Raw genomic sequence first — 21,845 nt, 5'->3', positions numbered from 1 at the left:
CCGCCTGCCGGTCGAGACCCTCGTTTGGGAGAGTGTCCGCTTTCCCCGCCACGCTGCCCTCCACGGCCCGCACCACAGCAGGCCGGGCACGGCAACTACAGGGAGAACAAGGTGGAGAAGGAACAGCAGGGGCAGGACGCGGTGCGGGTGAGCGGATACCGGGAGCGGGCGCAGCGGCGCCGGACGGTGCAGGGCACCGGGGAGGCCCGGGGCGACGGTTGGATGCGCACAAGCGCGGACGAGCGGCTGCTCGCGCTGGCCACCCGGTACGGGTCGCTGACGCTGCGGCAGGCGGCGGCCGCGTGCTGGGGCGGGCAGGTGGAGACGGCCCGGACGCGGGTGCGGCTGATGACGGAGGCCGGGCTGCTGTTCCGGTCGGCGGAGACGCGGTGGGCGGGGACGGTGATGTGGACGACGGAACGCGGCGCCCGCCTCTCCGGCACCGGGCTGGGAGCACCGCACCCTCCGAGCGAACGGCTGCTGCACCGCCTCGCCCTGGCCGATGTCGGGCTGCGCCAGGAGACGGGCACCGGGTCTCCCGTTGTGCTCACCGAACGCGAGGTGCGCACCGCCGACGCTGTTCCCGGGCGGGCGGCGCAGCTCCTGGCCGACCTCGGGACACCGCAGCTGGCACCGGTCGGAGCAGGCCGCGGAGAGACCTTGGCGGTGCCGTTGGGGGTGCGGTCGGTGCACTGGCCCGACCTGGTCGTCATCCGCCCCGACACCCCGCTGCTGTTCGCGGTCGAGGTCGAGCTCACCCCGAAGACACCGGCCGCGCTGCGGCAGATCCTGCGCGGCTGCCTCCAGGCCCGCCGCAAGGTGATCCACCTGTGCACCGGCGCAGTCGTCCGCCAGCTCGTCGGGCACCAGACACCGGGCGGGTGGAAGGACGGGATCGCGCAGCAGGTACGGCTGCTGCCGCCCGGCCCGCCGACCGGCCAAGGCGCAACACTGCTGCACGTCCAGGAACTCCACCTCCGCGACCCGGGCGTACGCGCACAGCTGGAGCGGCACACCGCCCGCCACCGGGTCAACACGTACACAGCGCGCTGAACCGCTCTGGCTGGATCAGAGGTGCTCGGGCGCCAAGCCGGGACGCAGCCGGTGGCAGGAGAGACGGCGAAGGAGCCCGGTGTCCTCTGACATCGAACCTGGACCGATTGCCATCGAAACGGGACGGATTAACTCCTGTCACGGCGCGCTGTTCGGACCTCTTGCATGTGCTGTGAGTCCCGCTCCTGGGCTCGACGCCTGGAGCGAGCGATCAGCGGCCCCATCACCGTATAGAGCACCGACATGATCAGACTGAGGATCACGAAGTCCCATCCCCAGGTCCACCTGCATACCAAGGTCATGAGTGCGCTTGCCGCGACACCCGTCGTTGTCCCGGCTGCTACCCATCCCAACCACCGTGCCATGAATGACGGATACCCCTGAACTTCATGGTCATCGTCGTCGGTCGCTAACCAAGACGATCGGCACTGTCCAACTTCAGTGGCGAACGGTCCAGGTTCGATGACAGGAGGCACCCGGCCTGCGTGCGGGTGAGGAAGCAGTATCCATAGCCGCCCCCGGGCGTCACGCTGACTGTCACGGCCGGAGCGAGGACGGAAATTGACAGGTATGTCCTCTGCCATCGGGTCTTGCCCGTTTGTCATCGGAGCGTGACCACTACCGGTTTCGTGACATCGAACCTTGGTCATGCAGGTCAGGTGGCATCACGTGTGTGAGGGTCCCGCACGGTGCCTGTACCTCCCCGGGGTGATGATCTCGGGCGAAGCGGCATGAAGGTGTACGCCGCCGGGCTACGGTGAGTGCACGGTTGATCACTCACCAGGAGGTGCCCCTCATGCCTTTGATTTCGTTCGTGAAGGAAGCCGGCGAGCAGCTCATCGACCTGCTCTCGCCCGGCAACGCCAATGCCGAAGAGCAGCTGAAGAAGCACATCGAGCACGTCGGCCTGGGCGAGCCGGACGTCTCGGCGATCGTCGAGGGCGACAAGATCATCCTCAAGGGTGAGATGGCGAGCCAGGAGGAGAAGGAGAAGGTCGTGCTCGCCTCCGGGAACGTCCGCGGGGTGGCAGCTGTTGACGACCAGATCACAGTCACCGGCCCCGTCGCCCAGACCGCCCGGTTCATCACCGTCGAGAGGGGCGACACCCTCCCCAGCATCTCCACGAAGGTGTATGGAGACCCGAACAAGCACCAGAAGATCTTCGAGGCCAACAGGCCGATGCTGCGCCATCCTGACCAGATCTACGCCGGGCAGCTCCTCCGCGTCGTCGACTGACAGTAGGACAGGGCTTCGGGCTCGGAGACCAGGCGGCGGCCCATGACGAGCCGCCGCCTCCCGCACCCCCGGATCCGCTCGGGTCCGGGGCGCTGCTGTCTCTGCCGCTCGGTGCTGCTGGTGGTGGTGCGGGGTGCCGGAGAGCGATGACATTCCGAAGACCAGCCCTGGCGCCGCGTGGCGGCTGATGCCCGAGCACCTGACGACAGCCGGCCAGGACGCGAAGCTGTCCTACAAGGTCCTCTTCCACGTGTCCGTCCCGGTCGGCGGGGCCCACGTGGTCCGGCGGTGGAAGGCGACGACGAAGAACCCCACGGCCACAGCCCTGCCCCTCTCGCGAATAGTGAACCGCAGTCGTCCTCCATCGCTGTGGTCAGACTCGGGTCGCCAGCCAGCCGAAGACGAACTTCTCGTTCTGTTCCCGAGACTCGGCGATCTCGATGTACCGCGCGCCCTGCAGGCTGGAGATCGCCTTAAGCATCACCGTCTCGCCCTGCGGCTTCCGCTTGTCGATGAAGGCTCTGAGTGCCGTGACGGTCTTCGGGCCGATCGCGCCGTCCACGGTCATGTCCGGGTAGTCGGCCTGCTGCCGGTTCAGCGCGTTGAGGCTGCGCTGCAGGAACTTCGCCACCGTCCCGATGCCCATGTTGACGCCGGTGTCGAACAGCTTCAGGGCAAGCGGCTGGGACATCTCGGCGATGGCGTCCAGCCGCAGCGGCTTCCAGTAACGGTCGAGGTAGATGGTCTTGGCCGTCTCAAGCGGGAGAGCCGACATCGGGCCCGTGTACCCCTGCTTCCTGGCCACATCCTCGGTGATGCCGTAGGCGGCATGGTCCCCGGAAGCGGCCTCCAGCTTCACCGTGGACTCAAACGCATCATCGAACGCACTCATCACGAACCCCTCTCCATGTCGGTGCACCGTGGATCAGATAGATCAATGTCGACGCTAGTGATCACCAGATCCGGATGCCGCAGGTGACGCCCGCTCCCACTCAAAGGAGTGATTCACGCTGTCAAGGTCGCCCGGACCGCCAAGCTGCTGCGGGTACCGACCCCCGCCGACCGCGGGCCCGGCCGGCCCTGGCGGCCACACTCCTCCGTCAGCCGCGCCCATCACCGGCACCCCAAAGCGGACACCTGCATCGGACACCAGGACAAGGTCTTCTTGGAGAAGATCAGCAGCTGGCGAGGTCGAGAACGCTGCACCCGCTCACGCACGCGTCACACCGCGCTCCCAGACCAGCGAGCGCCTCGAGTACTCAAGCTTCGGTGACAGGAAAGTGCGGTTCGTCAGACTTCAATGGCAATCGAACAAGGTTCGTTGTCGGGGGACACGTCCTCCGTCGGCTCGGCCTACTGACGGAAGACCTCGACTCGCTGCAGAACGACGTCCGAGTCGGGGCGGTCCCGCGTGGTGGGCACGTTGGCGATCGTCTTCACGACGTCCTGCCCGGTGACGACCTGTCCGAAGACGGTGTGCTTGTTGTCCAGGTGGGGTGTCGCGTCCTCGGTGATGAACCACTGAGAGCCGTTGGTGCCGGGGCCGGAGTTGGCCATGGACACCACGCCGGGGCCGCTGTGGCGCAGCTCCGGGTGGAATTCGTCGGAGAACTTGTAGCCGGGACCGCCTTGGCCCCACCGGTCGGCCTGGTCGGGGTAGCGGCTGAGAGGGTCTCCGGCCTGGATCATGAAGGTGGGGATGACCCGGTGGAAGCGGGTGCCGTCGTACAGCGGCGTGCCTCGCATCGACGCCCCCGAGGTGGGGTCCTTCCAGTCGATGGTGCCTGTTGCCAGGCCGACGAAGTTCTTGACCGTGTCGGGCGCGCGGTCTTCTTCGAGGCGAATCACGATGTCGCCGAGCGAGGTGATCAGGCGGGCATGGAGCTGGCCGGAGCCAGGTACGTGAATAGCGGGAAACTCCACAGTCGGTGATCCTTCCGGGTTCGTGGCGACAGCACAGCCGCGGTGTGCTTCCCCTCGCGACTCGGGTCGCCGGCGATGGTCAGGTCGACTGAGACCTAGTCCCTGCGATCCTCTCGCTGTGCACCACTGAGGCCGAGCAGATATGGCTCCCATTCACCCAGGCGGACTAAAACACCCGACGTACCGGATGGCTGAGGAACTCAGGGTGGCCGTCATTGGTCCAACTTCAGTGGCAATCGATCCAGGTGCGGTGTCAGAGGACACTCAGAACATGTATGGCGGGTTTTCCCCGGGGGCGCCCGGGGCGAGCGCTTCGGCCGCCAGACCTGTCGGGGTCAGCTACGGCATCGCCCCTTCCGTGCCCGCCTTCAGCTCTTTCGCATCCAGGCCCAGGGCCATGCTCATCCGCAGGGGCGCGAGTATCCACCGCCGCCAGCACTGGATTCAGGCTGTTGCCCGGACTGCCACCCGCATGTGCGACCCGTCCGACAGCCGCCGCCGGCCACACGTCCCTCCCACCCCGCGCTCCGCTTCTCCTCATCCTGTAGTTGCCGCCCGGCAGAAAGCAGACGGCCACCGCAAGCACGGCCGTGGACGGGGAGAGGGAGAGCAGTGCTGTACCGGGACCCGGTCGACCTGGCGGTCGAGCGGGTGGTCAATCCGGTCAGGTGCCGGTACGGGCGACGGCGGCCCGGAACTCCTGGGTCATCAGGGGGGACCGAGCCCCGCTGCACCGGGGCCGGCCCCGGCTCGTCCCACATCTTGTGCAGGGCCGCCCTCATGCATTCGTTCAGCGCGGCGCCGCCGGCCCCCGGACCCGGGACAGGCCTCTTGGTCCGGCTATCGCGGACAAAGAGGTGTCGTTTCGCGAAGGGGGCTTGCCCACGGCCCCTGAGCTGCACAAATGCAAGATCACCAGATGCGGGGGGTCCCACCGCCGGTCACCCCTTCGGTCCCCCGCCCAGTGCACCCCTCCAGGCACCTCTGCAGCCTCCTTCCGGTGCAACCCCTCCCTGAGCCAGGTGCGGCTTCGCCGAGCAGATCAGAGCTTCGATGCCCACGCTCGACTTCAGCCACCTCGTACCAAAGATCGACTACAGCCACCTCATCCCGCAGACGACGATCAACCAGATCGCCGCAGCCGCGTTGACGGCGGGACTTCAGAGTCCCGCCGAAGACGATGACGACGACGCAGCGGTTTCCGGCGTCGATGACGGCTCGGATCCGGAGACCGGCCCGGCCAAAGCGGCCGACCCGGAAGCAGACCGCTGACCGAACCGTCTGTCCTGGGCAAGCCCGCCCACACAGAGGGCTTGCCCAGGCTCCCCTAAGGCTTGCCCGGCAGGATCCCACCGCGGGTACGGCCTTCGGCCACCGCCTCCCAGACGGTGACGCCACGAGCTCGGGGGCCGTCCCGCCCTGCGGCCCGGACGCTGGGCAAGCCCTCCGTGGCGAGGGCTTGCCCAACAGAACTCGTGACCGATCGGCGGGCCGGGCGTGACCGGGCCGTCTCCCGCGATCGGTCAAGCAGCACGTCAACGCCGTGACCGGCCTATGCAACTCCCGGCCGAGGCGGTGACCGGTCATCGGTCACCCGTCATCGGCCAGTCGCGTCTTGGCCACGCCCGCGCTTCGTCGTACGGCACCACCCTCCGCCGGCGGTATCGCACTGGCCATGGTGCTCAGTGCGACGTCGGCAGCGGGGCAAGAGGGGGGTCAGCGGGGCAGCAGCGAACTGAGCATGGTGGCGAGCTGGTGGAAGAGCACGTTCGTCGCCTCGATCTGCCGGATGACGTCGAGCCCGTCGGGTCCGGCCGCCCGGTCCAGGGGAAGCCCGGTCCGTGCCGCCTTGTCGACGGGCTTGCGCAGGGCGTCGCAGAGGTTGGCGACGGCGGTCAGGAGAAGAGGGATCGGCCCGGTGGAGGGCAGCGCGGCTGCGTGCCGCAGGGCGGGGGCGGCGTTCAGGAGGAGGCCGGCCTGCTCCTGACCGGTGAGGCTGCCGCCGATGACGCCTCCGGTGTAGGCCGGGATCACCCGGCCGCCGGTGAGGCCGCAGGTGTGGATCGTGTCCCAGTCGGCATCCGCAGGTGTCCACCGCCAGTCCTGGAACTGGAGCCTGAGGCCGGCGAGGCAGTCCTTGGCCAGCTGCTCGCCGTCGCCGACGTCGAGGGGAGCGCGGCGTGCTGCCTTCAGCAGGGACTCGATCGCGGCCCGCAGCCGCAGACCGCTCGGTGACGCGGCAACGGAGTCGTAGCGGATTGCGGTGGCGCACCGCACGAGGGCGTGGGCCAGCGGGCCGGCTCACGGTGTCGTCCACTCCCCAGCGGTGGGCTCCACCGCACCGGGTGTACGCCATCGGGTCCACTCAGTGGCCGGCCTCCCGGCCGCGGTGCAGTCCGGGCTGCTGTAGGTAGTGCGCCTGCTGGCCGTCCGGGCGCATCGCGTCGGCGTCGGCTGGTGCGGTGCGGCGGTCTGTGCGGGCACGGGAGTCGTTGACCATCTTGGTGGCCGCCTCCTGGATGCGGCGCAGTCGGTCGGCGGTGAGATCGAGGGCTTCCAGGTCCGTGCGGGACTTCCGCAGGGCCCGCAGCGCCGTCATGTCGATCGCCTCCCCGCGACCAGCCTCCGGCTCGGGGTCGTCGTACTTAGGGTCGGCCGGCTCGGGCGCGAGCAGCAGCTCGGGCACCGCCGCCTGCTGGTGGGCGACGACGTCGTACGCCCGGCCCCGCACGGCGGCAACAGTGGTCCTCAGGCGAGGAAGTCGACGCGGTTGATGAGGCCGTCGCACACCCGGTAGGCCACTAGGACGCGGAGAGGGGTGCCGGATGTGCCCAGTGAGTGGGCGAGTTCGTGGTCGACGACCCAGTCCCCTTCGGCCAGCCGGGCCAGGATCTCCGCCCTGCAACGGCCCTGAGCGAACAGCGGCGCGTATATCTCCCGCAGCGCCTCACGTCCTTCAATTTGACTGCCGTCACGGCGGTTCACCACGACGTCGGTCGCGTAGGTGGCGGTGAACGCGTCGATGTCGTGATGGTTGTAGGCGGCGAGCTGCCGCTCGACCACCAGGCACGGATCGGTCATGTGCGCGCGGGCTCCTTCTTTGATCGGGTTTTGGTCGGGATGGATGGTAGCGGGAGAGGTCTTCAGGCAGGCGGCGAGGTCAGGGCGGAGTGTCGCGCCCACGGTGCAGCGCAGCAATGTCAGCCGCCCGGAAAACGAACCAGGTGCTTGTCCGGAAACCCCAGATGCCGGAGGCCACGGGCTGCCGATGCCAGCTGGTGGTACGTGCTCTTCACGTCGGTGGCGGTCGGCGACCAGCGTCGTCGTGCGCGACCTGATGGTTCGCCTGATCGGTCAGGACTCGTACCGGATGGCGGGGGGGGGTGGGTGTCGTACGGCTTGGGGGCGGGCTGCGGGGGCGGCAGCGACTCCGGCGATGTCGTTGTGCCTCTTCGATGGCCTGGTCGGTGGTTTGTTCGGTCGGATGCCGCAGGACTCACCCGCATGAGGTGGTAGATCACTCAGTTCTTCTCCACCGGCCGGCGGTCCGGGGCCGCCGGGGCACCGGCCCTGTTCTCGGCTCCCACCTGCTCCGGCAGCTCACGTCGTGTGCGGATCGGGGAGAGGAAGACCGGCAGGAAGGCAAGCATGAGGCAGACGGCCCCTCCCCATAGGGCCGTGCGCGGTCCGGCGAGTTCCCCGATGAGGCCGGAGAGGGCGGCGCCTACTGCCAGTGCGCCGCTCAGCATGAAGCGGAAGGTGGCGTTCATGCGGCCGAGGAGGGGCGCGGGGGTCAGGCGTTGCCGGAGGGTGATGGCGAGAACGTTGTCGACACCGATCTTGACGGTTATCAGCAACCATCCCGTACCGGCCGCCAGGAGTCCCAGCCCGTGGTCGAGCAGGGGGATCAGTAGCGCGGCGGGAGCCGTGCACAGACCGCTGATTCTCAGGGCCCTTCCGTATCCGGCGCGTGCCGCCAGCGGGCGGGCGCAGAGGGCCCCGAGGAGAATCCCTGCTCCGCCCATTGCCCAGTACAGGCCCAGCACCGCTGTCGAGAGCTGGAGTTCGCGTGCGAACAGAACGGGCAGCAGGGTGTTGATGGCCTGGGTGCCCAGGTTGGAGAGGGAGGCGGACAGTGCGAGCGCACGCAGTTCCCGGTGACGGAACACGTGACGCATCCCTTCCGTGACCTGGATGCGTAGGGAGGTGTCTGGTAGGTGGCGCCGTGGTGCCGGGCGGGGGCGGATGCCTGTGAGGCACACTGCCGAGGCGAGGTGCAGCAATGCCGTGCAGGCCACGGCGAGCGGTGCCGTGATGAGAGCCACGAGACCGCCGCCCGCTGCCCCGCCGGCTACGTTTCCGGCGGCCTGGAGGCCGGTCACGGTGGTATTGGCGCGTATCAGCCTGTGGTCGGCGACGAGATGGGGCAGCACGCTCTGTGAACCCACGTCGAAGAAGACCGTTGCGCAACCGTTCAGAGCCACCACCAGATACAGCTGCTCCAGGGTCAGCACTCCCAGGGCCCATGCGGCGGGCACGGTGGCGAGCAGCGCCGCCCGCGTCAGGTCCGCAACGATCAGTACCTGGCGGTGGCGCATCCGGTCCACCCATGCTCCGCAGGGCAGGCCGATGAGCAGGAATGCCGCCGTGCTCAGTGCGGCCAGAGCCCCCACCTGGCCCGGACCGGCGTCCAGGGCCAGTACTGCGACGAGGGGGAGGGCGATCTGACCGGTATGAGTGCCGAGCTGTGCGAGCGCGAGCGCGGCGAAGAAGACGCGGAAGCCGGATGTCTGCTGCGGGGTGTCTGTGTGGGGAGACATGGCCGCAACCTGCCGTGACTCGGCTCCCTGAACCAGTGATTTAGGCTCTGCTAAATGGTGGTGGAGATCGGGTTCACAGCGAAGGATCTGGCATTGACACGGTTCGCCGTGTCCCCCCTGTGGGAGGTGGTGGCCAGTGTGCGGGTCCTGAAGGGCGCCGACACCCAGGGGCTGCACCGACGCTGGGCGGCACAGGCCGTTCCGGCACTCGCGGCGGCGAAACTGGACCTGACTCCCCTGTTCGATCTGGTGCCCGTACCCACTGCCGGCATCGTCGGCTTCCTCGCACCGCCCCCGGCAGCCCCGCAGCCCTCGCTGGAAACGGAATTGGCAGCCCTTCGTGCCACCCCGACCGCCCTGATACGGACAACCGACCCGGCGGTCCGTCATCCCGTGGCAGCCCTGCGCGAGAATGCCGGGCTGGGGCTCGGCCGGCTCGCAGACACCATCACCGCGTACTGGGAGGTGGCGCTCGCCCCCTACTGGGCGCGCATCCTCGCCTTGCACGAAAGAGACATCGCCCGCCGGGCCCAGCACTTCGCCGAAGGCGGGGCACATCGTCTCCTGGCGGACCTGAACCCCCAACTCACTTGGGACGAAACCACTTTGCGCGCCCCCCACGGGTCACTGCGCGGGTCCCAGCAACTCGGCGGCCGCGGGCTCCTGCTGCTCCCCTCCGCTTTTACCTGGCCCCGGATCTTCTCCATCCTGGAGAGCGACAGCTACCAGCCCACGTTGCGCTACCCGCCGCTCGGCGTGGGTGGCCTGTGGCAGGAGCAGCCTCCACCCCAGTGCGAGGCTCTGGCCGGAGTCCTTGGACGTACTCGCGCGCGGCTGCTGGCCGAATTGACGGCTCCCGCATCCACCACGGACCTGGCCGGTCGCATCGGCGTCACCCCGGGCGGTGCTTCCCAACACCTGACCGCGCTGCGCACTGCCGGCCTGGTCTCAGCGCATCGGGTAGGGCGGATGGTGCTGTACGCGCGCACCGGTATCGCTGAGGCTTTGGTGCAGGGGGCCGCCTGAGAGGCCACGTCGCACAGTTGCGGCCGGAATTGCACGGTTGCGGTGGGGCTGTGACCTCAGGTGGAACGGTATGGCCACCGGTCAGTCGCCAGCCCGGCGGCCACCTCTGAGGAGGTGGCCGCCGGGGCCGAGCATGCGGCCGTACAGGGTCATCGCCGCCCGTCCTTGGCGGTAGAAATGACGGCACGTAACAGAGCGCATACCGTTCACGGCGCCTGGCTCCTTCCTCGTCCCGGCTTCCGGCAGGCTTGCCCCCTGGTCACGGAGGCGGGGATGCGGGGGTGCTGGGGGCTGCCACTTTCGACCACGGTCTGTGCCACTGTGCCGAAGGCCTCGGCCCAGGTGGCACGCAGGGCACCGACACCGTGTCGGAAGCCGACCCGCCTTTTGCTGTCTGGCCTTTGACGCACTTTCCGGTCGCTGGCACGTCCTTGTCACTGGAGTCCCTGCTTCTTCCGGCCCCTGATCAGCGCGTGATCTGTCGCCCGTAGGTCGCTGACGTGGAGGGCGGCTTCGGCTCCTCTCCACTGGCGGCCTCAGCCTGCACGGTGACTGCCCCGAGACATATCAGCGAGAGGGCCGCGATCGCGACGGCATTCACTGTTGTCGACCGGGCCGCCTGCAGCTGCCGATTCGGGGCAAGGCCGGCCTGGTCATGGTGCGACATCGATATCGTCCTCTTACTCTCTGCGCCTACGATCCGCGTGCAATTCCCCGGGCGGAGCGGCTGCCGCTCGTCTACTCCGTGCGGAGCCCTTCTGGTCGCATGAGATGCCATAGAGCCGGCATGCTCAGGGCTGTGACGAGGAGTACGGCTGACGCTCCGATTCCCGTCATCGCTGCAGCAGTTCCCCAGTCGAAGTTCACCGGCATTCCCGTCATGCGGAGCAATACCGCTCCCAGCCCGTTGCCGACGACAACCGCGAGCAGCAGTCCCAGCAGCACGGGGAGTGCTGATTGCCACAGCACCGACCACCCGAGTGTGGAGCGCCGTACTCCGACCGCCACCAGTGTCGCGAGAAGCCTGCGCCGTTCGCGCAGCTGTTCCAGTTGTGAGATGAGCAGGCTCGCCCCGATCAGCAGCAGTACGCACGTCGCACCAGCGAGCAGGGCCCTGCGGATACGGCTGAACCTGCTGTCGACCTCGACCTCGGCCATTCCTTCGGCCCGGACGAACGGGTCGACAGCGGTGGCGGCATTGCGTATCCGTTCGGCAGCGTCTGGCACCGCGGGGTCGACCATCAGATCCAAACTGTGGCTGAGCGCGGTCCCGGCCATGGCCGGCAGGGCCCCAGGAGTGGCCAGGATGCCGCCGGACAGATCATGCTGGGGTTTGAGGCGGGCCTGTTTGCTGGCTGCTCCGCTCGGGAGGGTCCAGGGCACAGCCCGGCCAGACGCCTTCTCAAGCTTCGGGTCGAGGAAAACCCGCTGTCCCGCCGCGATGCCCGCGAGGTTGCCGCTGCCTGTCTGGAAGGAGTCTCCGTCCCTGCAGGACGGGAGAGTTGCGATCTTCCGCAGCGAGGTGCAGTCGCCCACCGTCAACAGGGTGGTCTTCTGGGGTGCCGTCGGCGTGTCACCCACGGAAACGTGGGACAGGTGAAGGGTGAGATCAACGCCTCGGATCGCGGCCAGCCGCTCCTTCAGGGTCCTGATCCGGGCGGCGGCAGGACTGCCGGCCTCGACCTGGACCCACATGTCCGAGCGGGAAGCGACGGTGTCAGTGTCCTTGGAGTACCGGTCGGACGTCTCACCGAACAGCAACTGGAGAGCGATTGCCCCGGCCACTGCCACCGCGATGGCGTTGACCGCGCGGGAGGCAGTACCACTGCTCATCTGGAGTCTGCGCACCGCCAGCTGCCAGGCCACGGGCCCCTTGCCAAGACGCGCCACGACCGTTTCGACCAGCCACGGCAGTACGGCCGTGACGCCGGTCAGCGTCAGCGCAGTGCCGGCGATGACTGGGGCCTGGTCGAAGTTGCCGCCCCCGGTGCCCGCGCGCATCTGCGGCAGCAACAGAGCCAGTCCGCTGAGGGGCAGCAGCAGCCGCCACCAGATTCTGCGGCGCCTGGGCCTGACCGTACGGACCACACCGAGGGGTTCGATGACCACGCTGCGCATCGCCAGGAGCGTCACCAGGACTGCGGCCACAGGCACTGCGAGACAGATCAACGCCACCAGCCAGGGTGCTGGGGCAAGGTCGGCAGGGAACACGCTGATGCTCTCCAGCGTGATCAGCGCGGACTGGGAACGGGCCAGGAAGAACAGCGCGCTGCCCACCATGAGGCCGCCGAACGCACCAGCAAGGGCCTCGCCTGCGGCGATTCTGCGGGTGGAACGAGCGTCGGCACCGACCAGCCGCAGGGCGGCGAGCCGCCGGTCGCGGCGGTCGCCGCCGAAACGGACGGCAGCCGCGATCAGCACCGCGACCGGGACGAGCAGCACCACGAGGGCGACGACGACAAGAAGCAGCAGGGTGGTGTCCAGGCCCTGCTTCGATGAGCCCCGGAAAGCGTTGATCCGGCTGACTTCGGTGGCACTTGGAGCGAGGCGGTCGGTCCCCCTGTAGTAGGTCAGCTCATTGGGCCCCAGCAGCCCGGCGTCTTCGACGAGGGCAGTGACCCGGCCCCCCAGGCGCTCCCGCAGCAGTTCGCCCTCGTCGGACTCCAGGAGCGCCTTGAGAGCGGGCGAGACGGCCAATTCGCCGGGCTTCGGCAGAGCAGTCAGGCCGGGCGGCACCGGAGCCCGCGGCCCCTCGGGCTGCACGAGCCGTCCGCGTACCGCCTGCTCGTGGAATTCGGTCTCCACCGCTCCGATCAAGAGTGTGTCCGGGCCGGGAGCGTCGACGCGCCCAGCGAACTCGCCGCGCGCGAAGCCGCGTTCGTCCCTCGCAGCCAGCGCGTTCGGTATCGCAGCGGTGACCAGGAGCAGGGTCACGCCGAGGCCGACGCCGATCGCGGTAAGGGCCGTCCGTATCCATCCCTCGCGGCCTCCGCGGACTGCGAACTCCATTCCCATGCGCAGGTCGCCGAGGGCGGTCATCCGATGACCTCCAAGGTGAGATCGCGCGCCCGGCCGTCGCGTACGACGACTTCCCGGTCGGAGTAAGCGGCGACGCGAGCCTCGTGGGTGACCAGGACGACGGCGGCATTGGCGGAACGGGCGGCCTCGGTCAGCAGCTCCATGACACGTTCGCCGTTGAGGGAGTCCAGCGCGCCGGTCGGCTCGTCCGCGAACAGCACTCGGGGGCCGCCCGCCAGGGCACGGGCGACCGCAACGCGCTGGCCCTGGCCTCCGGAGACCTCACCGGGGCGCTTGGCAGCGAGGGTGTCGACTTCGAGGCGCTCCATCCAGGACAGCGCCATTCGCTCGGCGCTCCTGCGACTGAAACCGTTCAGACGCAACGGCAGGGCGGCGTTCTCCACGCAGGTCAGCTCGGGCACAAGTTGGCCGAACTGAAAGACGAAGCCGAAGTCCGAGCGGCGCAGGGCGCTGCGCTCGCGCTCCGGCATGGCGGACAAATCACGGCCGTCGTAAATGACGGTGCCCGAGTCGGGAGTCACGATCCCGGCCAGGCACTGCAGCAGCGTCGACTTGCCGGAGCCCGAGGGGCCCATGACGGCCACCACCTCGCCGGGATGGATGGAGAAGTGCGACCCGTCGAGGGCGGGGGTCGCACCGTACGTCTTGAACACGTCGGTAGCGGTAAGAAGCGAACCGGGCGGAGCGGTGTAGGCAGGCGATGCCTCCGGATCACCGGGCTGGCCTTGGGCGTTCATCGGCGTACCTCCGTGGCGAGGCGGTCCAGGCGGGCGGCGGTCAGTTCCAGCCAGCGCAGGTCGGCTTCGAGGTGGAACAGGGCGTGGTCGCAGATCAGCTGGTCGGCGAGGTCGCCGCGGCGTTTGCGGTCGGTGAGGTTGCGCATCAGCCGCAGGTGCTCCGAGCGCTGGGTGTCCAGGAGCCGGTCGGCGGGGCGGCCGGTGAGCAGGGCCAGGACGACCTTGGTGTAGAGGGTCGACTGGAGGTAGGGCTCGGGCTTCTCGGGGGCGGCGAGCCACTGTTCGACGTCGGTGATCCCGGCGTCGGTGATGGCGTAGGTCTTGCGGTCGGGTCCGTTGCCGGACTCGGTGCCGTCGACTTCGACGAGGCCGTTCTTCAGCAGGCGGGACATCGTCGCGTAGACCTGGCCGTAGGCGAGGGGGCGGTCGTGCCCGAACTTCTCGTCGAAGGTGCGCTTCAGGTCGTAACCGTGGCGGGGGCCGGCCTCCAGGAGGCCGAGCAGCGTGTGGCTGATGGTCATGATCTGACTATACACACGGTGTATACACAGCGTGTATAGCGAAAAGCGCCTGAGCACCGGGGCAGCCGCCTCAGCCCTTCTTCACCAGTGGGCCGCTGCTGGCGGAACCGACGAGTACGGTGCAGGCGGAGCCGCCGCACGCAGCCAGCACACACGCACTCCGCTTGTCTCCGACCCGGCCTTCGCCTTCCCGTCATCCTGCGCCGGTGGAGGCGGGATGGCTGGGTTGCGCGTGTGGCTGCCGCCGATGGCGGCCACCTGGCGGTCGTCACCGAGAACGGCCGTGGCGTAGGCATCACCAACGCGGCCGAGGAGATCACCGCCGAGCTCGCCGCCCGGTACCTGGGGCCCCTGGTCGTGCTGGAGCACTGGCTCCCCGGCGACGGCGCCGGCCACGACCGTCCCGACCAGGTCCTTGCCCCGCCCGGCCGCACCCTGCGGTGGCGCCCGGTGTGGCCCGTCCCGCCGGCCAACCCCGACCACGCCGCGCACCGGGAGTGGAGGCGAATCCGCGGGCACGCCCTGCTCACCGCCCGCCCGGCCTGAACTGGCGCCGTTCGTGGTGATGAACAGCTTGCGGCTGCGAACCACCGGGGGTCTGGTGGGCGGTTAAGCCCGCCAGGCCGGCGGACGTTGCCGTCCGTGGGGCTCCCGGGGTGGCTGATTCCCATGCGGTCTGGTTGTCGTACGGGGGTTGCGGTCTACCCTCACGAAGGGCGAACAGGGATTCGCCGCGGGGGACGAGGGAGGGATCGCGGTGTATACGCGGGGTCTGTTGGTGCTCATGGTCATGGTGGTCACGCTGGGGGGCGGCACCACAGTCGCCTCCGCAGCGCCTGACTCGCCGGGATGGCGGCCGACGGCCGCGCCGAGGAACCAGGTCGCTCCCGGCCACATGCGCTCGGACCGAGAGCGGGTGCCAAAGGGGTTCACCAAGGCCGACGCCGACAAGGCCGAGACGATGGAGGCCCGGCGGGTCGCCGCCGACTGCCAGGTGTACTGGCCCGCGCCGTACGAGGTGTGTGGCGCGATCCGAGACAAGTACAACGAACTTGGCGGCCCGAACAGCTTCCTTTCCTTCCCGAAGTCCAACGAACTGACCAACCCCGACGGATACGGCAAGCGCACCGAGTTCGTCAACGGGCCCATCTTCTGGTCGCCGCAGGGTGGAGCCCACCCCGTGGTCAATCACTTCTTCGCCGCGTGGGCCCGCAACGGCTACGAGACCGGACCGCTGGGCTACCCCACCTCCGACGAGATCGTGAACCCGGACAACATCGGGCGGCGCCAGTACTTCGAGCACGGCACCATTTACTGGAAGCTCAACGAGGCCTACGCGGTACACGGAGCCATCCGCGACAAGTGGGGTGAGGCGGGCTGGGAGACCGGCTACCTCGGCTATCCGATCAGCGATGAATTCCGCACCCCGGACGGTCTGGGCCGGGCCACCCGCTTCGAGCACGGAATGATCTACTGGACCGAGGCCTACGGAGCGCATCCGATCAGCGGCGGACTCCTGCGCAAATGGGAACTGTCCGGTTACGAACGCGGCCCCTACGGCTATCCCGTCGCCGGCCAGCAGCCGCGCGGCTCCTCCTGGGACCAGGAGTTCCAGTTCGGCACCATGGGCTTCCCCACCGACCCGGTGGCCGCGACCGACCCCGACGACGGGGACGCCGAGCCCACCGTGCCCGACGCTCGGCCGGTGACCTGGTCCGACTTCGCGGAAGACGCCCGTACCGGAAAGGCGGGGCCGATCACCCAGGGCAAGGCGATCACCCTGGACCCTTGCCAGAGCGGCCAGTCCTGCATGCGGCAGAAGCCGGGCACCGCCCGCACGCGGCTGATGGACGAGGACCCGAACATCGACGGCCCGGACACCCACGGGTACTTCATACCCGGCTGGTGCACCGCGGAGTCGCCCTGGGACGGCCAGTGGCGAAGCACCCGGAAGAACGCCTGCGCCATCCACCCCCATCTGGAAGTCGAAGTCATCAACACCGCAGGCGCCAAAGTGGGCAGCGTCCCGTACACCATCAAGACCGGAATCCTGTCCTCACACCGCTCCGGGGAAATACAGCAGGAATTCCGCGTCGACTTCGGGGCGTTCATCGGCAACGTCGGCACGCCGACCTTCCGCTACGAGCCCAACTACCTCGGTTACGGCACCGACGCCTACAGCGTGGAGGGTGCCGCCAACGGCTCGGTGATCAAACCCGGCACCTCCAAGGTGATCGTGATCAAGTGGAAGGAACGACCCATGGCGGACGGCGCCCTCAAATACCGGTCCGTGAGGGTCGTCTGGTATCTGGGAAATCTAGACGCCGACGTCACCCGTTCCAACCTCGGCAATCTGCCGAACAACAGCTTCCGCTGCGACTCGACCATGAAGACCTCCTCAGGAAACTTCCGGCAAGGCTGCGTAGTCCCCGGCCGCACCCCCGTGTTCGAACTGACCGGATCCACACCGGAGCAGACCTGGCATGTTCAGGAAGCCATCCGCTCTGGCCTGCCCGGCGCCACCGACCGCCCGCTGCACCGCCAAGCCGACAAGGTCAAGCGAGACATCAACCGCCAGAAGTCCTGCCCCCGGTCGGGCGCGGTGTACCAGCAGCGCCGCCTGACCGGCAGGTCCTGCGACGAATACCCCTTCGCCTCGACCACGGAGGGCGCGGCCACTTCGAACGGTCCAGGCCGCACTGTCCATACGAACTGCAACGTCCCAGACCTGCCGATCACCACCGGTCCCACGGGCTACAGCGTCTGCATGATCAACGCGAAGCAGAACTCTTATAGCGGCAGCCTCCTGGGCGCGTTCTACGGGAACGAGCGGGTCGTCGACCAGGACGCGTTCGCCTTGACTGCCTCTGGGGGTGGGGCGCCACCCACGCCGTGATCGGCGGTGGGTGCGGGGTGGCGTGTTGTGACGCGCTGTGGCCCCTGCCCTCAGGGCACCGAATGATCAGTGTCCCCCGGTTATGTTTTCTGCGGCTCCGCAATGGGGCCGTCGGCCTCCGGGCCCGGTATGACTGTTTCCCCTGTCGAACAGGGCCCGCCGGGCGGTGTAGAGGCGGTAGTCCGCCAGCAGGCCGATCGTGGTCTTCGGCTCGGTGATGTCCAGGCAGTGGGTGGAGAGGGCGGCAGGGTGCTTCGTCCTGTCAGGAACGTGCGCTCACGACCGTACGGGTGCCGACCCCACTCACATCCGCAGGAAGCCGTACGGATGCTGGCGGGTGGCACCTGGTCAGCACTGACCGCCGTGCCGGGGAGAGGTGGTCGGGCGGTGTAACGCCAGTCCTTTACCGTCCGGCGTTCGGCACCGATGTCGTACGCGAACATCTGCAACGACTCCGTCACCGTGAACAGGTCGTCCGTGCCGATATGGACGCGTGGGTCAGGCTCGGTGCATGCGGCGCTCTGGGGCTCCGCGTGCCGAGCGCAGAGGCCGCGTCCGCGGAAGTAGGCCATGGCTTTGGGCGGCTGCTCAGCCCTGCTTGCGACGCGGTGGGCGAGGGGGTCTGAGTCCGCGCATGGCGAGCTCGACGGCGTCCTCGACAAAGGCCGCGTCGTCCGGGCTGTCCGGTCCTCGCACGATGAGCAGCCGGTAGTACAGCTGGGCGTAGATCAGCTCGATGGCGCGGTGCGGATCGATGTCTGCGGCGACCTGTCCGTCCGCCTGGGCGCGGCGGATGCGCTGCGCGACCAGCGCGGTGGCGGGATCGATGAGGCGTTTGCGGAACTCCGCCGCAAGGTCGGGATCGTGCTGGGCCTCGGCGACGATCGAGGCGAGCACGCGGCGTGTATCGCCGATCGTGTCGATCCACGCGTCTTTGACCATCAGCTTCAGGTCAGCCTCGAAGTCGCCGGTCTGCGCGGCCTCGAGACGTTGGTGCAGGCGCTCGCCGAGCTGCTGCGCCCATGCGTCGAGGACGACCGCGCCCTTGGACGGCCACCAGCGGTAGACGGTCCGCTTGCCGACACCGGCGCGGGCTGCGATTCCTTCGATGCTGACGCGCGCCAGGCCGCTCTCCCGGGCCATGTCGAGCGCGGCTTCGAGGATCGCGGCCGTCGACTGCGGGTTGCGCCGGGCGGGGTCGGGTGCATGCGTCGTGCTCATGTTGCTGTCGCCTCCGTCTGCTCAGGGGCTCACGCTACCCCAGGGGAGACGATCCGGTTCGTGTTGACGTGGATGCGAACTTACGACACGATCCGTGTCGGCTCGCGATCCGACACGGATCGTCTCCTATCAATGGCCGTCAAACGGTGGTTTCTTGCGAAGGGAATCCCATGCACAACGACCTGTACGACTACAGCCCCATCACCGAACGCCCGCCCATCCACTGGCCCGACGGCGCCCGCGTGGCGTTCTACGTCGGCCTCAACGTGGAACACTTCCTGCTCGGCAAACCGTCCACCAGCATCAACCAGGGAACTGCGGCGCTCGTACCCGATCCCCTGAACCACGGATGGCGCGACTACGGCGCCCGAGTGGCGATCTGGCGGATGATCGAGTCGTTCGACCGGCACGGGGTGCGCCCGAGCGTGCTGCTCAACTCCGATGTCGCCGAGCACTACCCGCAGATAGTCGAAGCCGGCCGGGCGCGCGGCTGGGCCTGGCTCGCGCACGGCAAGAACAACTCCACCCTGCAGGCGGAAGTCGAGGAGGACGAGCGCGCATACCTGACCGACGTCGTCGAGACCATCGAGAAGGCGACCGGGCAGCGGCCACGCGGCTGGATGGGGCCCGCTCTCAGCGAGACGTTCCAGACCCCGGCGCTGGTCGCCGAACTCGGCCTGCGCTACGTGCTGGACTGGACCGCCGACGACCAGCCGTTCCGGCTCAACGTACCGGGCCTCCTGAGCGTCCCGTACACACTCGAACTCAATGACCTGGGACTGTTCACGGCCCATTCTCTCAGCGGCCCCGACTTCGTACAGATCGTCAAGGACCAACTCGACCAGCTGTACGCGGACTCGGAGCACAGCGGCCGCGTGATGGCGCTGGCGCTGCATCCCTTCGTGACCGGCCAGGCGTTCCGGATGAAGTACCTGGACCAAGCGCTCGAATACGTGGTCAACCACCCCGGCGTGTGGACGACCACCAGCGACGACATCGCGGAGCACTACGCGCGCACCACCGCCGACTGACACCGCGCGCACGGCACCGACGGCGGTCCCGCGTACCCACGAAAACCACGGGACCACCGACGCGCCACCGAGACGCGCGCCCACGACCGCACAGTGGAAATCACCTACATCCCGACCTTCTGTGTCCAGTCTGGGCGTGTTGCGTGAATGCTTGTGTCTGCTTGGTTGGCCTCGCAGCCCTAACGAGCTCGTGCACGGTAAGCGGTGAGACGTCGAGGTCTTCATGGCCCACCATGGAGGCGTGGTGGGGAACGTGGATCGGGCAGCGATCGTCAGCAACCGCCGGATCACCGGCCTGACGGCCGATGTGATCGGCGAACTCGTCGTTGAGGTGGGCCCGTTGTGGCACGCTCGCCATCAGGCCCGGCTCGTTTCCCGGCAGCGGAAGCGTGCCGTGGGGGCTGGTGCGAAGCACCAGCTGGTGTTCGTCGACCGGCTGCTGGCCATCCTGGTCCACCTGCGCCGTGCGGCCACCCACGACGTACTCGCCTGCTGGTTCGGCGTAGACCGCTCCACCATTACCCGTGCCGTCAACGAGGTGCGGCCCTTGCTTGCCGGGCGGGGCTGCACCGTCAGCCGAGGAGTCCGGCTGCGGACTCTTGCCGAGGTCGTCAGCCACCTCGGCAAGAGCGGGAGGACCGGAATCATCGATGGCACAAAAATCCGTGTCCGGCGCCCCGCGGCCGGAAGCAGGGGCCGGGAGAAGTTCATCTCCGGCAAGAACAAGCAGAACGCCGTGAAGTCCGTGGTCGTCACCGACGCCTCCGGACGCGTGCTGTGGTGCAGCCCGACCCGGCCTGCGAGCTGCCCGGACATCACTCACGCCCGCCAGCTCGGCCTGGTCCAACTCCTCGCCGGCGGACCTGTGGTGGAGATCCTCGGGGACGCCGGCTACCAGAGACTCGGCGCGCAGACCGGCGGCCAGGTGGTGACACCTCCGCACCGTAAGTCCAAGAAGAACGTCCCCGACGGGTACGAACATAGGCACGAACGGCAGCGCAAGGCACATTCCTCACGGCGCATCCCAGTCGAGCACGGCATTGCCCACCTCAAGAACTGGCGGGCCCCGGCCCGTCACCTCGGCCGCCGAGAGCACATGAGCGACACCATCCAGGCCATCGCCGGCCTCCTCAGCCATCAGCAGAGCGTCGACCTGACACCGGGGCCACGCAGGTGAAAATCACAGGCCGAACTGCCCCTCGACGTCTCACCGCTTACCGTGCACGAGCTCGTTAGCAGGGGCAGACCGGCAAAATGGGCTCTATGGAAGAGATTGACCCGCTCAGAAACCCCATCCGCAGTAACGACGACGAAGAGCTGTGCCGTGTTTGTGGTTACGCCGGAGGTCCGTTTTTCGAAGGCACCTGGCCGAGCTCTGCGATCTGCAGTTGCTGCGGCTGGGACGCGCAGACGCAGCCAGCCGGAATCGCAGGGACTCGTGAGCTCCGCGGGTACTGGATCGGGCACGGAGCCCGCTGGCATTTTCCTACGGACAAGCCGAAGGACTGGGATCTCTACACACAAATCCAGGCCATCCCTGAGCTCTGGCGTTGACCGGTAAGCCACTACCCGGCGCCGGTGCCCGAAACAGCTCTGCCGACGTACGAACGGCGGCAGACCAGCGGCCGCCGAGCAGCAGGATGTTCTCCGGCTTGAGGTCGCGGTGGACGACCTCGCGGTCCTTGAGGTCGGTGAGTGCTTCGGCGACGTCGGACAGGACGGCGACCGCCTCGTTGAGGGGCAGTCGGCCGTGGTCCTGGAGGTGGTCACGCAGGGACTTCTCGGCCCGGGGCATCACCAGTGCCCACTGGTCCTCGTGCTCGCCGCTGTCGATGACCGGCACCACGTTGCGGACGCCGGCCAGGTCGGTGAACAGCATCTCGCGCTCGGTCCCCGGGTTCTTGGGCACGAGCTTCACCGCCGCCTTCTCGCCGTCGGTGCTCACCGCCTCGAACACGGCACCGAAGCCGCCACCCCCGATACGGGCGCCGACGCCCCATTCCTTGTTCAGTGCCAGTGTCATGGTGCGCGTTGTCTCCATCGTCAACCGCTGCCCGGTGAGGGCTGTTTCGCCCTGCTTCTATAGTCTCAGGCCCCACTGACACACGGCGGGCTGATTGTCCGGGGACCATGCCGCCTCGCGGAGCAGCGAGGGTCACTCCTCGTCGGTCAGGGCCTTCGCGAATGCCTCTTCGGAGTCCAGTGAACGGAGCAGGGGGCCGAGGAGCCTTCGTGTCACCGTGGCCGGCGTATCGCGCAGCTCGGCCAGTGTGGCGCCGGTGCTCTCCTCCTACGTGTCGGCGCTGTACCGATGGTTGCTGGCGAAGATGGCCGGCTGGCT

19 protein-coding genes are annotated in these 21,845 nt (G+C 68.3%); 8 read left to right on the top strand and 11 right to left on the bottom strand.

Going from position 1 to position 21,845, the window contains the following annotated elements; all coding sequences use genetic code 11:
• The first annotated feature begins 111 nt into the window (after window positions 1-111).
• Together ACZ56L_RS24190 and lysM are read left to right on the top strand one after the other, a co-directional pair.
• Window positions 112-1,053, top strand: coding sequence for a hypothetical protein (locus tag ACZ56L_RS24190; protein ID WP_471066238.1), 942 nt, complete (start codon window positions 112-114; stop codon window positions 1,051-1,053).
• A gap of 796 nt (window positions 1,054-1,849) precedes the next feature.
• Entirely contained in the window at window positions 1,850-2,290 is a 441-nt protein-coding gene (gene lysM / locus ACZ56L_RS24185; RefSeq protein ID WP_471066236.1) for a peptidoglycan-binding protein LysM, read from the top strand.
• Between the two features lie 373 nt (window positions 2,291-2,663).
• On the opposite strand, the gene ACZ56L_RS24180 is transcribed toward lysM, so the two are convergent.
• Window positions 2,664-3,182 (bottom strand): glycoside hydrolase family 108 protein, encoded by a 519-nt coding sequence (locus tag ACZ56L_RS24180; RefSeq protein WP_471066234.1) that lies wholly within the window; start codon window positions 3,180-3,182, stop codon window positions 2,664-2,666.
• A gap of 461 nt (window positions 3,183-3,643) precedes the next feature.
• Entirely contained in the window at window positions 3,644-4,213 is a 570-nt protein-coding gene (locus ACZ56L_RS24175) for a peptidylprolyl isomerase (protein WP_471066231.1), read from the bottom strand.
• A 1,053-nt stretch (window positions 4,214-5,266) separates the two neighbouring features.
• Between ACZ56L_RS24175 and ACZ56L_RS24170 the strand changes: the two genes are divergently transcribed.
• Window positions 5,267-5,485 carry a hypothetical protein gene (locus ACZ56L_RS24170; RefSeq protein WP_471066229.1) on the top strand — a complete coding sequence of 73 codons (219 nt, stop codon included), beginning with the start codon at window positions 5,267-5,269 and terminating at the stop codon, window positions 5,483-5,485.
• A gap of 444 nt (window positions 5,486-5,929) precedes the next feature.
• Here ACZ56L_RS24170 and ACZ56L_RS24165 read toward each other — a convergent pair whose 3' ends face one another.
• The 4 genes from ACZ56L_RS24165 to ACZ56L_RS24150 all read right to left on the bottom strand — a co-directional run bounded on the left by ACZ56L_RS24165 (window position 5,930) and on the right by ACZ56L_RS24150 (window position 9,033).
• Window positions 5,930-6,490 carry a hypothetical protein gene (locus ACZ56L_RS24165; RefSeq protein ID WP_471066227.1) on the bottom strand — a complete coding sequence of 187 codons (561 nt, stop codon included), beginning with the start codon at window positions 6,488-6,490 and terminating at the stop codon, window positions 5,930-5,932.
• Between the two features lie 88 nt (window positions 6,491-6,578).
• Entirely contained in the window at window positions 6,579-6,944 is a 366-nt protein-coding gene (locus ACZ56L_RS24160; protein WP_471066225.1) for a hypothetical protein, read from the bottom strand.
• Window positions 6,945-6,961: 17 nt separating this feature from the next.
• Window positions 6,962-7,294: a nuclear transport factor 2 family protein gene (locus ACZ56L_RS24155; RefSeq protein WP_471066223.1), complete on the bottom strand. Its 333-nt coding sequence runs from the start codon at window positions 7,292-7,294 to the stop codon at window positions 6,962-6,964.
• A 440-nt stretch (window positions 7,295-7,734) separates the two neighbouring features.
• Complete coding sequence (locus ACZ56L_RS24150; RefSeq protein WP_471066221.1) at window positions 7,735-9,033, bottom strand: MFS transporter; 1,299 nt, start codon at window positions 9,031-9,033, stop codon at window positions 7,735-7,737.
• Between the two features lie 54 nt (window positions 9,034-9,087).
• Between ACZ56L_RS24150 and ACZ56L_RS24145 the strand changes: the two genes are divergently transcribed.
• A complete protein-coding gene (locus ACZ56L_RS24145) occupies window positions 9,088-10,059 on the top strand; it encodes an ArsR/SmtB family transcription factor (RefSeq protein WP_471066220.1) in 972 nt (323 codons plus the stop codon).
• Window positions 10,060-10,797: 738 nt separating this feature from the next.
• Here ACZ56L_RS24145 and ACZ56L_RS24140 read toward each other — a convergent pair.
• Genes ACZ56L_RS24140 through ACZ56L_RS24130 form a run of 3 tightly spaced genes read right to left on the bottom strand, consistent with a single transcriptional unit; the run spans window position 10,798 to window position 14,356 of the window.
• Window positions 10,798-13,098 carry an FtsX-like permease family protein gene (locus ACZ56L_RS24140; RefSeq protein WP_471066219.1) on the bottom strand — a complete coding sequence of 767 codons (2,301 nt, stop codon included), beginning with the start codon at window positions 13,096-13,098 and terminating at the stop codon, window positions 10,798-10,800.
• A complete protein-coding gene (locus tag ACZ56L_RS24135; RefSeq protein WP_471066218.1) occupies window positions 13,095-13,835 on the bottom strand; it encodes an ABC transporter ATP-binding protein in 741 nt (246 codons plus the stop codon). The genes ACZ56L_RS24140 and ACZ56L_RS24135 overlap by 4 nt, the downstream gene beginning before the upstream one ends.
• On the bottom strand, window positions 13,832-14,356 hold the full coding sequence (locus ACZ56L_RS24130) for a PadR family transcriptional regulator (protein WP_471066216.1): 525 nt from the start codon (window positions 14,354-14,356) through the stop codon (window positions 13,832-13,834). The genes ACZ56L_RS24135 and ACZ56L_RS24130 overlap by 4 nt, the downstream gene beginning before the upstream one ends.
• 234 nt (window positions 14,357-14,590) lie before the next feature.
• On the opposite strand from ACZ56L_RS24130, the gene ACZ56L_RS24125 reads away from it, so the two are divergent.
• Window positions 14,591-14,902, top strand: a complete 312-nt coding sequence (locus tag ACZ56L_RS24125; protein WP_471066214.1) for a hypothetical protein — start codon at window positions 14,591-14,593, stop codon at window positions 14,900-14,902.
• A 370-nt stretch (window positions 14,903-15,272) separates the two neighbouring features.
• A complete protein-coding gene (locus tag ACZ56L_RS24120) occupies window positions 15,273-17,252 on the top strand; it encodes a NucA/NucB deoxyribonuclease domain-containing protein (RefSeq protein ID WP_471066212.1) in 1,980 nt (659 codons plus the stop codon).
• A 588-nt stretch (window positions 17,253-17,840) separates the two neighbouring features.
• Here ACZ56L_RS24120 and ACZ56L_RS24115 read toward each other — a convergent pair.
• Window positions 17,841-18,473: a TetR/AcrR family transcriptional regulator gene (locus ACZ56L_RS24115; protein WP_471066210.1), complete on the bottom strand. Its 633-nt coding sequence runs from the start codon at window positions 18,471-18,473 to the stop codon at window positions 17,841-17,843.
• Between the two features lie 170 nt (window positions 18,474-18,643).
• Here ACZ56L_RS24115 and ACZ56L_RS24110 point away from each other — a divergent pair, with 170 nt between their 5' ends.
• Together ACZ56L_RS24110 and ACZ56L_RS24105 are read left to right on the top strand one after the other, a co-directional pair.
• Complete coding sequence (locus ACZ56L_RS24110; protein ID WP_471066208.1) at window positions 18,644-19,504, top strand: polysaccharide deacetylase family protein; 861 nt, start codon at window positions 18,644-18,646, stop codon at window positions 19,502-19,504.
• A 241-nt stretch (window positions 19,505-19,745) separates the two neighbouring features.
• A complete protein-coding gene (locus tag ACZ56L_RS24105; protein WP_471066206.1) occupies window positions 19,746-20,681 on the top strand; it encodes a transposase in 936 nt (311 codons plus the stop codon).
• A gap of 309 nt (window positions 20,682-20,990) precedes the next feature.
• On the opposite strand, the gene ACZ56L_RS24100 is transcribed toward ACZ56L_RS24105, so the two are convergent.
• Entirely contained in the window at window positions 20,991-21,527 is a 537-nt protein-coding gene (locus tag ACZ56L_RS24100) for a protein kinase domain-containing protein (protein ID WP_471066204.1), read from the bottom strand.
• Window positions 21,528-21,845: the final 318 nt, after the last annotated feature.

This window comes from Streptomyces sp. NPDC039736 (assembly GCF_055596485.1).
The sequence above is the reverse complement of the archived record's forward strand: the minus strand, read 5'-3'. Positions and strand labels throughout refer to the sequence as shown.